Origin of the sequence: Pantoea sp. NSTU24, from assembly GCF_050157905.1 — a bacterium.
GTDB lineage: Bacteria > Pseudomonadota > Gammaproteobacteria > Enterobacterales > Enterobacteriaceae > Pantoea.
The window spans coordinates 281,923-296,011 of record NZ_JBKIWZ010000003.1; the positions used below are offsets into that span (position 1 = coordinate 281,923).

Below are 14,089 nucleotides of genomic sequence, written 5' to 3' on the forward strand. Positions count from 1 at the left end.
CATGCATACACCACCGCTGTTTACGGCCGACCGCCCTGCTGGCCGCTTTACCCTGAGACCGATGTGTGAGCACGATGCGCCCCTGATTCACAGCTGGGTCACCCGCGACTATGCCCGTTTCTGGGGCATGCAGTCACACAGCCTGGCGCAGGTTGCCGGGTTCTATCAGACGCTGACCGCTGCCGATCCCCATGCGGCGCTGATCGGCTGCTGCAACGATCAGCCGGTCTGTCTGATTGAGTGCTATCGCGCCGCTGACGACGAAATTGGGAAGTTCTACCCGGCCGCGCCCGATGACTACGGCATGCACATCCTGATAGCCCCCGCCAGCCAGCCGATCAAAGCCTTCAGCTGGCAGGTCTTCACGCTGGTGATGGACTACCTGTTCAGCCGCCCGGAGGTAAACCGCGTTGTCGTGGAGCCGGACGTGCGTAATGAGAAGATCCACGTTCTGAACCGGCGTGCCGGATTCCGCTATCAGCACACCCTCGACCTGGGTCATAAAACCGCCTGGCTGGCTTTCTGCCAGCGGGAAGATTATCAACATGCGTTACAGCAGGAGTCGCAGACTATGGATACCCCCGCTTCACTGATCGACGGCACGCATCTGACCGGCGAACACTGGACTCAGGCAAACCGCATGCTGATCCGCAAAGCGATCGCCGAGTTTGCCCATGAAAAAATTATCACGCCACAGGCCACAGGCGACGACACGTATCAGCTGATGGTGCCGGGCGGTGAAGCCAGCTACCATTTCCGCGCCGCACGGCTGGCGCTGGACCACTGGGAGATCGACGCGGACTCGCTGCGCAAGCAGGAGAACGGGCACGCGCTGCCGCTGGATGCGCTGCAGTTTATTGTCGAGTTCAACGCGGAAATTGGTATCCCGCAGCCGCTGCTGGCCACCTATATGGAGGAGATTAGCAGCACGTTATGCAGCAGCGTCTATAAACGCCAGAAGCATAACCCTGACAGCCAGGCACTGGTTTCCGCCGATTTCCAGACGGTGGAAGCGGCGATGACCGAAGGACACCCCTGCTTTGTCGCCAATAACGGACGCATCGGCTTTGATGCCCGTGACTATCTGGCCTTTGCACCGGAAGCCGCCGCGCCGGTTTACCTTATCTGGGTTGCCGTGCATCGCCGCAACGCCCATTTTTCCAGCCTCAGCGAACTGAGCTATGAGCAGCTGATGCGCGACGAGCTGGGTGATAGCACGCTGAACGCGTTTACGGCTCAGTTAACCCAAAAAGGACTGACGGCGGAGGAGTACATCCTGATGCCGGTTCATCCATGGCAGTGGAACAACAAACTGCTGACGGTGTTTGCCGCAGACGTTGCCCGTCATGAAATTGTTTATCTCGGCACCGGGGACGATGCGTATCAGGCGCAGCAGTCGATCCGTACTTTCTTTAACCGCAGCGCGCCGTCGAAACGTTATGTTAAAACCGCCCTGTCGGTGCTTAACATGGGCTTTATGCGTGGCCTGTCGCCGTACTATATGGCGACAACCCCGGCCATTAATGGCTGGCTGGCCGCATTGGTCGCCGACGATGCGTGGCTGAAGCGCTGCGATTTCCGCATTCTGCGTGAGGTGGCGGCGGTGGGTTATCACAACCGCGCCTATGAGCAGGCGATCAAAGGGGATTCCGCCTATAAAAAGATGTTTGCAGCATTGTGGCGGGATAATCCGGCCGCCAGTCTGCAACCGGGCCAGCGCCTGATGACTATGGCCGCTTTCCTGCACGTTGATCAGCAGCAGCAGCCGCTGCTTCCTGCACTGATCGCGGACTCCGGTCTCTCTGCCAGAGCGTGGATTGACCGCTATCTCAGCTGCTACCTCAGCCCGCTGCTGCACTGCTTCTATCAGCATGATCTGGTATTTATGCCACACGGTGAAAACCTGATCATGCTGCTGGAAAACAACGTCCCGGTGGCGGCTTATATGAAGGATATTGGCGAGGAAATTGCCGTCATGAACCCGGACGCAGTGCTGCCGGAAGGTGTGCAGCGTCTGGCGGTGGATGTGCCGGAGGAACTGAAGCTGCTGTCGATCTTTACTGATGTCTTTGACTGTATATTCCGCTTTATCAGCGCAATACTGCATCAGTCACAGACGCTGCCGGAAGAGGCGTTCTGGCAGGCGGTCGCACAGTGCGTGAAGGATTACCAGACTGCACACCCGGAGCATGCCACGAAGTTTGCGCGCTATGACATGTTCGCGCCAGCGTTTACCCGCTCCTGCCTGAATCGTCTGCAGCTGGCAAATAATCAGCAGATGATTAACCTCGCCGATCCGGCTGAAAATCTTAAATTTGCCGGGACACTGGTCAACCCGATTGCCCGCTGGCGTTAATCGTTACACCGTCACAATCAATTCTGCATGTTATGCGGTCACTCTGGTGGCCGCACTTTCTGGCGTCTTTTTACAGGTATTCAACATGACCCCCTTCCAGCCGATCGCCCGACTGACACGGCGACATCTGATCTTTCCTCTGTCGCTGGTGTTATTTGAGTTCGCGACCTACCTCGCACATGACATGATCCAGCCCGGTATGCTGCTGGTGACGCAGGAGTTTAACGTCGGGCCGGAGTGGGTTCCCGCCTCGCTGACTGCGTATCTGATGGGCGGTATTCTGCTGCAGTGGCTGCTCGGCCCGCTCTCGGACCGCATTGGCCGTCGTCCTGTACTGATCAGTGGCGTGGCCTTTTTTACGCTCTCCTGCATCGCAACCCACTGGGTAACCTCCATCGAACAGTTTGTGCTGTTGCGCTTTCTGCAGGGCGTCAGCCTCTGCTTTATTGGCGCGGTCGGTTATGCGGCAATTCAGGAGGCCTTCACCGAATCACTCAGCATCAAAATAATGGCCCTGATGGCGAATGTGGCCCTGCTGGCACCGCTCGCCGGTCCACTGGTGGGCGCGGCGTTTCTGACCGTAGGGGAATGGCGCACGCTGTTCTGGCTGACAGGCACCATTGCCGGGCTGGCACTGGCCGGATTATGGTATGCCATGCCAGAGACGTCGGGCGATCGTCAGAAACCACTGTCGCTGAGGTCGATTATCAGCGGTTATGGCGCACTGCTGAAAGATCGTCAGGTGATGCGTGGCGCGTTCGCCATCGGGCTGGTCACTGTGCCCTGCATCGCCTGGGTAGCGTTATCGCCTGTCATTTTAATGCATGGCGGGCAGCTCAGCCGCATCGATTATGCACTGTTACAGTTACCAGTTTTTGCCGCCATGATCGCCGGTAACCTGACGCTGGGACGCTTATCCAGCCGTCTGTCGATTGAACAGCCAATCAGAATCGGTGCCTGGCCGGTGGTCTGCGGGCTGGGTTTCGCGGCAATCGCCACCGTGATAAACCCGCAGAGTTATCTGTGGCTCACGGCTGGCGTCAGTCTCTATGGCTTCGGCACCGGACTGGTCAACGCCGGTCTCTATCGTATGACGCTTTTTTCAAGCCGTGCCGGAAAAGGCAGCGTGGCTGCGATAGTGGGTATGGTGACAATTCTGATCATTGCGCTGGGTATTGAAGCCGCCAAAACGGCCTGGTTCAGATACGGCACCGGTGGCTTCAGTCTGGTCAATCTGGTGTGCGGTCTGTTTTGGCTGGGGCTGGTCTGCGCGTTTCTGCGCGCCGGTCAGCGAAAGCTATGCCCCGCCCCCTGAACCCTTAGCAATACACGCCGGGTGTCACTATCCCGGAATGGCAGACTCTGATGTCATTCCGGCTGTTGCCTTCCGGACTGACATTCCCGCATCCGCATTAGCGGATTTCAGATAAGCTTTGATCAAATCGTTACTTCATCTGTGTTCTGCATCGTTCGATGATGATTACGCCTGATCAGGCCAGAGATAATAACGGCAATCATCATAAATGGCGTTATTTCACGTTAAGCCCTGCACGCCGACGCTGATTGTCAATTCGCCTGCCGGGACGCTCTCCCTTCCTGACCGGGCTGTGCGGGCGGCAGGCTGATGTTGCCGCCGTTTGTCACTCTGCCTGCCCGGGCCCGTTCACGGTCTGACGGCACTATCGGTTTGCCGGACAACCTCACACTGCCCAATGCCAGGTGAGCCTTTTCTGCAGGAACAACAGGAATAATGATGACTTTGCTTTTAACTGAACAACTGGTGCAGTGGCGCCGCGAACTGCATCAGCATCCGGAACTCTCGAATCAGGAGTTTGCCACAACCAGACGTCTTACCCGCTGGCTGGAGCAGGCCGGAATCCGGCCTTTACCGCTCGGGCTGAAGACCGGCGTAGTGGCGGAAATCGGTCACGGCGAACCGTTAATCGCGCTACGCGCAGACATTGATGCCCTGCCGATTGAGGAGGCTACCGATCGTCCCTGGCGCTCGCGACAACCGGGCGTTATGCATGCCTGCGGTCACGACATCCACAGCGCCGTCATGCTCGGCGTGGCGTTGCAGCTTAAACAGCAGGAAGCCACGCTGCCGGGCCGGGTGCGAATTCTGTTTCAGCCCGCCGAAGAGACCTTTGACGGTGCCCGTCAGCTGATAGAGGCGGGCGCGCTGGAGGGGGTAAAAGCGATATTCGGCCTGCACAACGCGCCGGACCTGCCACTGGGTACGCTGCACAGCCGTGCGGGGGCCTTTTATGCCAATGTTGATCGCTTTGTGATACGGATTAACGGCAAAGGTGCGCATGCGGCGCGACCGCACGAAGGTATCGATTCCATCGTGATTGCCAGCCATATTGTGACGGCGCTGCAGACCCTGCCGAGTCGGGTATTCAGCTCACTTGAAACGGTGGTGCTGAGCGTAACGCGCTTTACCGCAGGCAATACCTGGAACGTTCTGCCGCAGAGCGTTGAGCTGGAAGGCACCGTAAGAACGCACCATAGCGGGATACGGGCGCAGATCCCTTCTCGCATACAGTCACTGATTCAGGGTATCGCCAGTGGGTTTGGTGCATCCGCTGAACTGGCATGGACAGAGGGGCCACCTGCACTAATCAATACGCCTCAGTGGGTCGATGTCGCGCTGAACGTGGCCCGACAGAGCGGCTATCACGCAGAACATGCCGCTTCGCCACAGATGGGCGGTGAGGATTTCGCATTCTATCTGCAACAGGTGCCGGGGGCGTTTGTCAGTATCGGCAGCGCCAGTGAATTTGGTCTGCATCATGCCGCCTTCGATCCGGATGAAGCCCTGATCGCGCCTGCGGTTGACTACTTCACGCAACTGGCGCCGCGTGCGCTCCAGATTGTGGCGGCGCAATCATGAAATCAGCAGCTGTCATGGCGCCCTGACTGATACGGGGGCCATACTGTCAGTGATTTTGGCGGGAGGCGCCCGCTTTTACCAGCGCAGGGTTCAGTGTTATCACATCGTTTCCCTGATCATCGGTGACAAAACAGCGTCGATGACATCAGGGTCGTCAGGCGGCTGAAAACCGTGTCAAAGGCTGGCCCGTCTTCGTGAAAACTGACAGTCAGTCCACCTAAGGCGCCATATAGCCCTGCTCCGTTTCGTCCGGGTTTCAGCAGGGATAATGTGCGCGCCTCATCCGTTATCAACAGGTGAGAAGCGATTGCGATGCAGGCTGATCACGGGTGGCCCACCCTGAATCGAAGGCCAGTAGACGTGGCGTCGGGTCAGACTACGGGTAATCACCCTTATCGACGATGACACTGCATAGCGAAGCCAGATAAATGTTCTGAAGGAGCTGTCGTCACAGTTGTCCTGAAGGCTGTGACTGACAGCAGTTATCAACGGATGCCGACGCGCCAGCCGTTTATACGGGCCGCTGGAAAAGGGCATTCACGACTTCACTTCCTACCGATAATACAGATTCAGACCCTGCTCACAGGGTATTGATCTGTAGTGTTTATTTTAATCAACAGAAGCTTTTATTTTATCTTTGATACGCCTTTCAGCCCCTTCAGTATCATCGCGTTGCCGACCATTTTGCAGAAAGCTTTTTTCCTGGTTTACAGGCATAGAAAAAAAAGTATGAACTTTTCTCAAATGTTAATAGCAATAACAATCATTTGCATTTAGTATGCTTGCGCTTACTGAAATTGACCAAAGTTGCCGAAAAAGATTCAGCACGACCTGGTTAAAAATTAAGTCAAAAATATTAATTAAATGAAGAGGTCATGGCATGTCTTTCACCCGGGGTAATGCAGAATCTGAAGGTAGCGGCGCATCTCAATCCAGCAAAAACAGCAGACTTGCTGTTTCAGTGGTCGCGCTGATGGTCAGTAACGCACTGCTTTGCAGCGTTTCGCAGGCAGCTGAGAGTTCTGAAAACAAAAGTGCATCCTCAGAACAAACGCTGACTGTGACTGCAGATGAAGCCGTTGCGCCTGCGACATCAACTGAACAGTCTTATACCGTTCCTGCTACGCGTGCCGGGACGAAACTGAACCTGACTCAGCGTGATATTCCGCAGTCAGTCAGCACACTCACACAGCAGCGTATCAAAGATCAGAACCTGCAAAATATTGGCGATGCTCTGGCGAATGTCACTGGCATATCCGCCTCACAAAATGACTCCGAACGTGTTGATTTCTACTCACGCGGTTTTTACATCAACAACTACACATACGATGATATCCCTTCTACGCAGACTGGCGCGTGGAATTTCGGTGAAACCGATAGTGATTCCGCTATTTACGAGCGCATTGATGTCGTACGAGGCTCAACAGGTTTAATGACGGGCACGGGTAATCCGGGCGCGGCCATAAACTTAATTCGTAAAAAAGCTGACAGTAAAACGTTTACCGGCAACCTGTCGACAAGCTATGGCAGCTGGGATAATCAGCGCTATGTGGCAGATCTCTCAGGGCCACTGAATGATGCCGGTTCGCTGCGCGGTCGCGTAGTGACGGGTTACCAGGATCAGGACAGCTGGGTTGACCGTTACCACAAACGTAAAAAGTTCCTCTATGCCACCGTCGCGGCAGACCTTACCGACACGACTACGCTGGATCTGGGCTATGACTATCAGTCACGTAATACGGACAGTCCAACCTGGGGCGGCCTGCCAACTTGGTATAGCAATGGCAGCAAAATTCATTACGACCGCAGCGATAATCCTTCCGCCGACTGGACGCACTACAATATCCTGTCCCGCAAGGTTTTTGCTAACCTGACAACAAATTTCGACAACGGCTGGCAAACGCGCATTAATGGCACGCACAGTGAATCAGATTTCGATAGTAAGCTGCTGTATGTCGACGGATACCCTGATCAGCAAACGGGGATCCTGAACAGTGCAGGATATGGGTATGCGGGCTGGTACAAGGGAGTGCGTACTCAGACCGCGGTAGATGCTTATGCCACGGGTCCATTTGAGCTGGCAGGAAGACAGCATCAGTTAGTTGTTGGCGTGGATTACAGCCGTCAACGCAATAAGTATATTTATTCTTCTGACATATTGTCACCCGCACAGGTGGGCAACTGGAATGAATGGTCCGGAAACATTGATGAGCCTCAATGGCCAGCCTGGGCATTATCTTCAGAAGACACCATACGCCAGAAATCTGCCTATACCGCAGCGCGTTTTTCTCTTGCCGATCCGCTCTCCCTGATTCTGGGAGCACGCTATACCCGATATAGTGCAAACGGCACGTCTTCAGATATGGATAAGAATAACATCACGCCGTATGGCGGCCTTGTTTACGATATTAACGAAACCTATTCTGCCTTTGCGAGCTACACGTCCATTTTCCAGCCCCAGACTTATCGGGATCAGCAAGGCAGTTATCTGAAACCTGTTACGGGTAAAGATTATGAAACAGGTATTAAAGGCGACTGGAATGACGGTCAGATTACTTCCAGCCTTTCCGTGTTCCGCATTGAGCAGGAAAATCTTGGACAGATTCAGAATGCTACCTACGTGAATAATAGCAGTGAGAATGCCTACAAATCGTCTAAAGGCGTCGTCAGTCGCGGAGTTGATTTTGAAATAAATGGCGCTGTTACTGAAAATTTGAAGATGACCTTTGGTGCAACTCGCTATGTTGCTAAAGATGCTTCCGGAGATCGTTCAAATCCGTATATGCCACAAACAAGCTTAAAGCTGTTCACCAGCTATAATCTCCCCGTCCTGCGTGAACTGACGGTAGGTGGAGGGATAAACTGGCAAAATCGCACCTATAAAGAAGCCATTAATCCTTCCGGTGTGACTGAGCGTGTCTATCAGGGAAGTTACCCTATCGCAAACCTGTTTGCGCGTTACCAGGTTAACAAAAACCTTTCGGTCCAAGGTAATGTCAAAAATATATTTGACCGTGAATACAACACTGATCCATCAGGTGGTGTAGCGTTCAACGAACCACGAAACTATTCAGTCAGTCTGAATTACAATTTCTAGTTTCTATGAGTCACCTTTAGCCCGGCAACCATCCGGGCTTTTTATCCGTCCGGACGGTCAGGATCTTCAGGCCTGATACCTTTAGCCTTCATAATCTCCGACTGTTCGCCGATGATTTTTCCTGAGCCTGTAATGCCTGTAACCGTTTCTGCATCATCGGGATATGATGCAGGTTGTAAACCAGAAGATTGCTGGAGACGGTACAGGCCTTTTCGCTAACGCACATGAGAGACAGCTTTACATGGCCATGCGTATTGCAACCCCGCTACTCGCTTAATCAACCCATGCTATGCCGGGCCGGAATTCTGACTTCCCTCTGCAAGTGTTAACGTTAAGTTCAGGCGCTCTTAAAATCAGCTGCCCTTCTGTTCATCAGGATTGAGTCCGTTAACATCCGCCATCACCTGAGCAGTGCGCCTCCTCCATCTTACGAACAGTGTCTGCACTGAATCGCACCCGCAAACCAAATGAGGAATTGTCACTTTCATATTGTTATGACAGCGTTAATTTCCTGTGACTGCCTTACTTTTCCAGGTGCTTCTGTATGTTTCAATGTTTGGTGGATGTAAATGAAGATAGTTTCATTTGCTACAATCTGATACCCGTAAATAATGAAACAGGGTTTCCGCTTCGCTTAAATTAGTTATAAAATCCTGTGCTGGCCGTCTATTGAGCTAAAGTTACCTTTCTTCGTGCCATAATGACGGCATTAACACTTTTTTTCTTTTTAAATACCAGATATTGCAGGAATCCTCACATGCGCAAAACATCGACTCTTAAAGCGTTGATGATAACAACGGTCGTTTTCACTATCACGCCTGCTCACGCTGCTACGCTGATGCAGAACGTGAGCGCAGGCTGGGAAAGTTTCAGTGATCAGGTGGCGACCACCTGGCAGCAGCCAGACGGAGTCGACTTCTATCTGCCTGCTATTACCTGGCATAATCGCGCAACGTATGATCGCGAGCATATTGATAAATATAATGAAAGACCCTGGGGCGCAGGTGGCGGTATCTCCCGTTATGATGAAAAAGGAAACTGGAACGGCATCTACCTGATGGCGTTCAAAGACTCCTTTAACAAATGGGAACCCTTTGGCGGATATGGCTGGGTAGCAACCTGGCGTCCACTGGCCGATCAGAATTTCCACTGGGGTGCAGGTTATACGGCGGGCGTCACCGCCCGTGATAACTGGAACTATATTCCGGTGCCAGCAATTTTACCACTGGCGTCAGTGGGTTATGGCGATCTTGACTTCCAGATGACTTATATTCCAGGTACACATAATAACGGAAACGTTTACTTTGCCTGGTTCCGTTATCACTTCTGACCGTTAGCAGCTGGCCTGAGTCAGCGCGACATCGCCATGATGGAGAGATCGCTGATGACCAGCGTTTCGCCCTCGTAGCGATGTCGCAGCGAATGATAACTTTCACTCTCTATGATCTGCTCAACTGCGTCAGAAAATGTGTTCATGGCCTGCCGCATCTGACTCAGATAGTCATGTGTGTCATAGACCCGGTCGATTCCCTCCAGCGCGTGGTTCATGATTTTTCGCGCGACATCATTCGGCGTGTCGAGTGAAGAGAGTTTCGAACGCGCAGTGCGGCGCAGGTCGCGTGGCGTAAAGGCTTCAAGCCCCAGCCCGCGTGGGTCACGGATCATCCGGCGCAGCGCCTGATTGAGCGCCCCTTTTGAGAGCGGCTGCTGTGGATCGCGTGGCGCAGGCACCAGCCAGGGCGAGTCGGGCTCGGCTGCACGCAGCAGCGCCTCTATACAGATCTGCATCAGAGGGGATACCGGCAGCACATGTTCCCGCTGCGACTTGTTGCGTGTGCCCTGCTTCCATAAACCTGAGCGCAGATCAAACTCCGCTTTCTGCGCCTGCACAATCTCATCCGGTCGCCGGGCGCTGACCAGACACAAGCGCAGCGCCCAGCGCGCCTGCTCTGATAAAGCCCGATTATCCAGTCCATGCCAGAAAACCCATATTTCGGCATCAGAAAGTTGCCTGCTGCGTGGCGGCGTCGCGCGACCTGCTACATCCCTTTTCTTCATCGACGCGATGGGCGAATGATCGAGATAACCCTGCATCTCGCACCAGGCGAGAAACTGTTTGGTCAGGGCAAAAACCCGACGAGCCTCTTCCTTTTTACCGTCGACAATCAGGATGTTATAGAGGCGGTTGAGGCGTAAGCGGTTCAGCGATTTCAATGGCTGCGAGCCAATGCCGGGCAGGACATGTTTCAGTAATGAGGAGACGGCGATCTCGGGACGACGCCGGCTGACCAGCAGCGAGAGTTTTACCCAGACCTTCATCACCTGCTCGACCGTACCGTCGTCACCAAAATTATCCAGCTCGCCAAGCGAAGCTGCTCTGACCTGCTCCAGCCAGATCATGACATGGCGACCAACATGCGCCGAGCGCGCCGGAGCCACTACTCTTTCCATCGTCACATTCCTGCCTTTTAATCACTGCAATGTGCGTCATTCTAATCACTGTCCGCCTGTGACTCCAGACCTATTAAGTCTGGAGTCATAAAGACGCATTCTGACGAAATCTGAAGGAATCGCATAAGGGATGACAGGGTCGTTTTTCAGGTGGAAAATCGCGCAATCAGCAGGCAGATCAGTGCGGGCAACGTATGCGCGAGCGAAAACAGATACGCGAGCAATGGAAACTGCCCGCGCCCCGCTATGAGACATGAATGTGAGAAGGCAAAAAAGATGAAGTTTGTGATGTTTGTAACAGCACATGCCAGGCTAAAACTAAGGTTACATCCTTATACTGCAATTAATACGGATACCAACACCAGTGCACAGCTACAAATAATAAAAGTCCCTGCGATACGATTAGCCCGCCCTGCGCGGGTTTTTTTTGTCCAGATAAAAAGCATCAGGAAAGAACATTCTGGCGGAACATTGCAGATCTTTCCGCCTGCCGGGCAGACGCCATCAGAGGGATCGGGGGTTGCGCTGATGCGCAGCATTGACATTGTTGCCGGAGAAAAGGATCGGATGAAGCAGGCGTTCACGGTAATCCGCAGGCGGACAAGGAATCCGGGATTAACCCGTTTAGCAGGCAGCCTGTAATCCAGGCTGCCTTAAGTCACTACTTAAAATCGACCTGCATCAGTTCAGCGATGGTCGCATTGCGGGTCGTCGATACACAGCGATCCAGATAGTCTGTGAACCGGGAGGGCTTGCTCATACCGAGCTGCATGAGTTTCGAGTTATCGAAAACGACATTCAGATTAGAGAAATGGCCGTAAAGATTCATGGCGCGCAGCATGATCCTTTCGTTACAGGGACCAAACAGATCTTTGAACGTTCTTCTGCTGTCAGAAAGTTGCTTGTAAGAAACTTTCTGATAATCATCGCCCAGCGCGCGCTTGCCGGAGGCTTTAGCCATCGCCTCATCAATCTCAGCGAAAGTCACGCTGCTCTGGGTCCCCGCAGAAATATGAATTACCTCGTTGATCACTTTTTCGGCATCAAGAAGCAGAACCAGCGCATCCGCGCAGTAATCGACCGGAACGACGTCGATGCGATCGTTCAGGTCGCAGGTGAATTTCCCTAACGCCAGCGCCATCCGGAAGACCCAGAAAATGCTGGCGGAAGGCAGGCAACCCTGATCCGAGTGCCCCACAACAATCGACGGGCGGGCAATCACCAGCGGCAGTTCCGGCAATTTCTCTGTCATCAGTTTTTCAATCGAGGCCTTACTCCAGGTGTACTCGACAATATGCTGATCCCGGCTGGAGTCCAGCCAGCTCTCCCTGACCAGCGAGCCCGGTTCCGGCGCACAGGACATCGCGGTGCCGACATGAATGAATTTCTCTAACCCGCTGACACGGCTCATGCGTTCGGCAAACCTATACGTGCCGTCCACATTCACTTTCCAGATTGTCGGGTTTTTACCAAATGACGCGACGGCTGCACAGTTTATAACATGCGTTACCTCATCCAGCCGGGTATCCTCAATAAAGTTTTCGGGTGAAGCCAGATCACCCAGAATAATATTCTCAGACGTGACGGCATTCATTAATGATGCATCTAAACCAAAGTTAGCAAGATTAGTTTTCAGCCGGTTTAAACCTTCATCAACGTTTTTTCCTCTGACCAGCAGCAGCAGTCGATCCTTAACACTGTTTTGTAATAAATTTGCGACAACCGCTCCGCCTAAAAAACCTGTAGAGCCGGTAATGAGTATATTTTTCATAATGGTATCATTTATACTGGTTTATCAATGAAAAGTATTTAACAATGATTTCCCGTTTAAAAAACTTTAAACCGAGAAATAAATTGTCGCTAAAATATCCTACAGATGCAGAGACCTGACAGGGTCGGAGCCAGCCCGCGCTGATACAGACTTAACCGATCAGGCGACACGTCCACTCAGTATAAAGCCAGTCGCTATCTGCAAGCTAAACAAACCACAAAATTCACGAAAATTGTTCATTTAACTTCTGTTTATATTTACGGTTACGCTATCAGGGCTGAATAAGCCTGACTGCCGTTGACCCTGCGACTGATTTGAACAAAATCCCTCGTTTTCTATCAAGCGTTATTTAATTTTTTTTGCTGAACTTAATAAGGATTTTATAAATGAACTATGCCGGGGGAATGATTAATTGAGAAATCGTTGCGCCTGTGTGTAGAACATGTGCAGAAGCTAAACAAAGCGATTTTTGTGCTCCCGGTTACTCTTCTGTTTACCGGACGTTTAATAAACATGGATTACACCCTTGCTCGTTTTAAATATTCCACCTCGGGTTCGTCGGGGGAACGCATGAGATTTTACTTAAGAGAGCAGGTATGCTGACAACACACTTAAAACTTAAAAAAACGGGTTGGGAAGAGTGTGAGGCTTCGGCTTACGCTGAGGTCTACGCGACGTTCGGAGGGAGTATATGCACCCATCCTCGCGTCCTCGCCTACCTTGCAGAACGGGAAAGCGTCGCCATTCAGTACTATCTGAAAAGGGTATCCGGTCAGCCTGTCGGCGCCATATTTTCACTGAATGGTTCGCTGGAGTATAAAAAATCAAACCTGCCCTTTGTTTTTGACGACCTTATTCTGCCGATTAAGGCGGGAGCAAAAATCATACTGCCGTTCAGTACAAAACGGTTATCGCCGCATTCTCAGGGCGTAATAGTGAACAGCATCCGTCATAACCTGTTTAAGAAAAAAATAGCCCATATCAAACCTGACTTTTCGGTAAAAACGGCAAAAAAGCGCGCCGGAGAAGTGCGACGATTCAGAAAAATGGGCGGCACGGTCGAAGATGTCTCCGCTTTTTCGCCTGGCGAACTGGCCGCGATTTATCAGCGCCTGTTTAATCTACGCTGGCAGAATCAGCTTATCTGCCCGGCCAGCACGATTCTGACTGAAACCTTCATGCTATTCAGAGAGATGATTTTTGGGAAAATATTGTTTATCAATGACTCACCCTGCGCATTTGATCTTAATTATAAAGTCGAGTGTCCCGACTGGTACTATTTTGAGGATTTTAATGGCGGGATAGATCCGCAGTTTAAATCTCTTGGCATCGGCTCGGTTTTACTCTGGGAAAACATTCTTCATGCCAAAGCATTAGCCGCCTCCTCAGAAAAGAAATTCATCTTTTCGCTGGGTGCCTATAATCCAGCCTGGCACTATAAACAACAGTGGTGCGATATCATGCCTTCAGGGCGCACATTTTTCTGAAACCGGACAGCTGAGTTTCTCAATGGCCGGC

Annotated in this window: 9 protein-coding genes; 7 read left to right on the forward strand and 2 right to left on the reverse strand. The window is 52.4% G+C overall.

Going from position 1 to position 14,089, the window contains the following annotated elements:
* Position 1 precedes the first annotated feature (1 nt).
* From ACLHDD_RS19885 to pagP, 5 genes are all read left to right on the forward strand, one after another.
* Positions 2–2,356, forward strand: a complete 2,355-nt coding sequence (locus tag ACLHDD_RS19885) for a GNAT family N-acetyltransferase (protein WP_427105549.1) — start codon at positions 2–4, stop codon at positions 2,354–2,356.
* An 85-nt stretch (positions 2,357–2,441) separates the two neighbouring features.
* Positions 2,442–3,671, forward strand: a complete 1,230-nt coding sequence (locus ACLHDD_RS19890) for an MFS transporter (RefSeq protein ID WP_427105550.1) — start codon at positions 2,442–2,444, stop codon at positions 3,669–3,671.
* Between the two features lie 438 nt (positions 3,672–4,109).
* Positions 4,110–5,252 carry an amidohydrolase gene (locus ACLHDD_RS19895; protein ID WP_427105657.1) on the forward strand — a complete coding sequence of 381 codons (1,143 nt, stop codon included), beginning with the start codon at positions 4,110–4,112 and terminating at the stop codon, positions 5,250–5,252.
* Between the two features lie 880 nt (positions 5,253–6,132).
* Positions 6,133–8,349, forward strand: coding sequence for a ferric-rhodotorulic acid/ferric-coprogen receptor FhuE (fhuE, locus tag ACLHDD_RS19900; protein ID WP_427105551.1), 2,217 nt, complete (start codon positions 6,133–6,135; stop codon positions 8,347–8,349).
* Between the two features lie 757 nt (positions 8,350–9,106).
* Entirely contained in the window at positions 9,107–9,679 is a 573-nt protein-coding gene (gene pagP, locus ACLHDD_RS19905) for a lipid IV(A) palmitoyltransferase PagP (protein ID WP_427105552.1), read from the forward strand.
* A gap of 20 nt (positions 9,680–9,699) precedes the next feature.
* On the opposite strand, the gene ACLHDD_RS19910 is transcribed toward pagP, so the two are convergent.
* Entirely contained in the window at positions 9,700–10,800 is a 1,101-nt protein-coding gene (locus ACLHDD_RS19910; RefSeq protein WP_427105553.1) for a tyrosine-type recombinase/integrase, read from the reverse strand.
* Between the two features lie 276 nt (positions 10,801–11,076).
* Here ACLHDD_RS19910 and ACLHDD_RS19915 point away from each other — a divergent pair, with 276 nt between their 5' ends.
* Complete coding sequence (locus tag ACLHDD_RS19915; protein WP_427105554.1) at positions 11,077–11,442, forward strand: hypothetical protein; 366 nt, start codon at positions 11,077–11,079, stop codon at positions 11,440–11,442.
* A gap of 19 nt (positions 11,443–11,461) precedes the next feature.
* Here the strand turns inward: ACLHDD_RS19915 and ACLHDD_RS19920 are convergent, their stop codons facing one another.
* Positions 11,462–12,571 carry an SDR family oxidoreductase gene (locus ACLHDD_RS19920; protein ID WP_427105555.1) on the reverse strand — a complete coding sequence of 370 codons (1,110 nt, stop codon included), beginning with the start codon at positions 12,569–12,571 and terminating at the stop codon, positions 11,462–11,464.
* A gap of 596 nt (positions 12,572–13,167) precedes the next feature.
* Here ACLHDD_RS19920 and ACLHDD_RS19925 point away from each other — a divergent pair.
* The gene (locus ACLHDD_RS19925; protein ID WP_427105556.1) at positions 13,168–14,058 is read left to right on the forward strand and encodes a transcriptional regulator; all 891 of its coding nucleotides are present in this window, start codon (positions 13,168–13,170) and stop codon (positions 14,056–14,058) included.
* Positions 14,059–14,089 lie beyond the last annotated feature (31 nt).

What these genes read in the sequence shown, in the direction of transcription:
- pagP (WP_427105552.1), top strand. Translation starts at nt 9,107, where the DNA reads ATGCGCAAAACATCGACTCTTAAAGCGTTGATGATAACAACGGTCGTT.
- ACLHDD_RS19885 (WP_427105549.1), top strand. Translation starts at nt 2, where the DNA reads ATGCATACACCACCGCTGTTTACGGCCGACCGCCCTGCTGGCCGCTTT.
- ACLHDD_RS19890 (WP_427105550.1), top strand. Translation starts at nt 2,442, where the DNA reads ATGACCCCCTTCCAGCCGATCGCCCGACTGACACGGCGACATCTGATC.
- ACLHDD_RS19910 (WP_427105553.1), bottom strand. Translation starts at nt 10,800, where the DNA reads ATGGAAAGAGTAGTGGCTCCGGCGCGCTCGGCGCATGTTGGTCGCCAT.
- ACLHDD_RS19920 (WP_427105555.1), bottom strand. Translation starts at nt 12,571, where the DNA reads ATGAAAAATATACTCATTACCGGCTCTACAGGTTTTTTAGGCGGAGCG.
- ACLHDD_RS19895 (WP_427105657.1), top strand. Translation starts at nt 4,110, where the DNA reads ATGACTTTGCTTTTAACTGAACAACTGGTGCAGTGGCGCCGCGAACTG.
- ACLHDD_RS19925 (WP_427105556.1), top strand. Translation starts at nt 13,168, where the DNA reads ATGCTGACAACACACTTAAAACTTAAAAAAACGGGTTGGGAAGAGTGT.
- ACLHDD_RS19915 (WP_427105554.1), top strand. Translation starts at nt 11,077, where the DNA reads ATGAAGTTTGTGATGTTTGTAACAGCACATGCCAGGCTAAAACTAAGG.
- fhuE (WP_427105551.1), top strand. Translation starts at nt 6,133, where the DNA reads ATGTCTTTCACCCGGGGTAATGCAGAATCTGAAGGTAGCGGCGCATCT.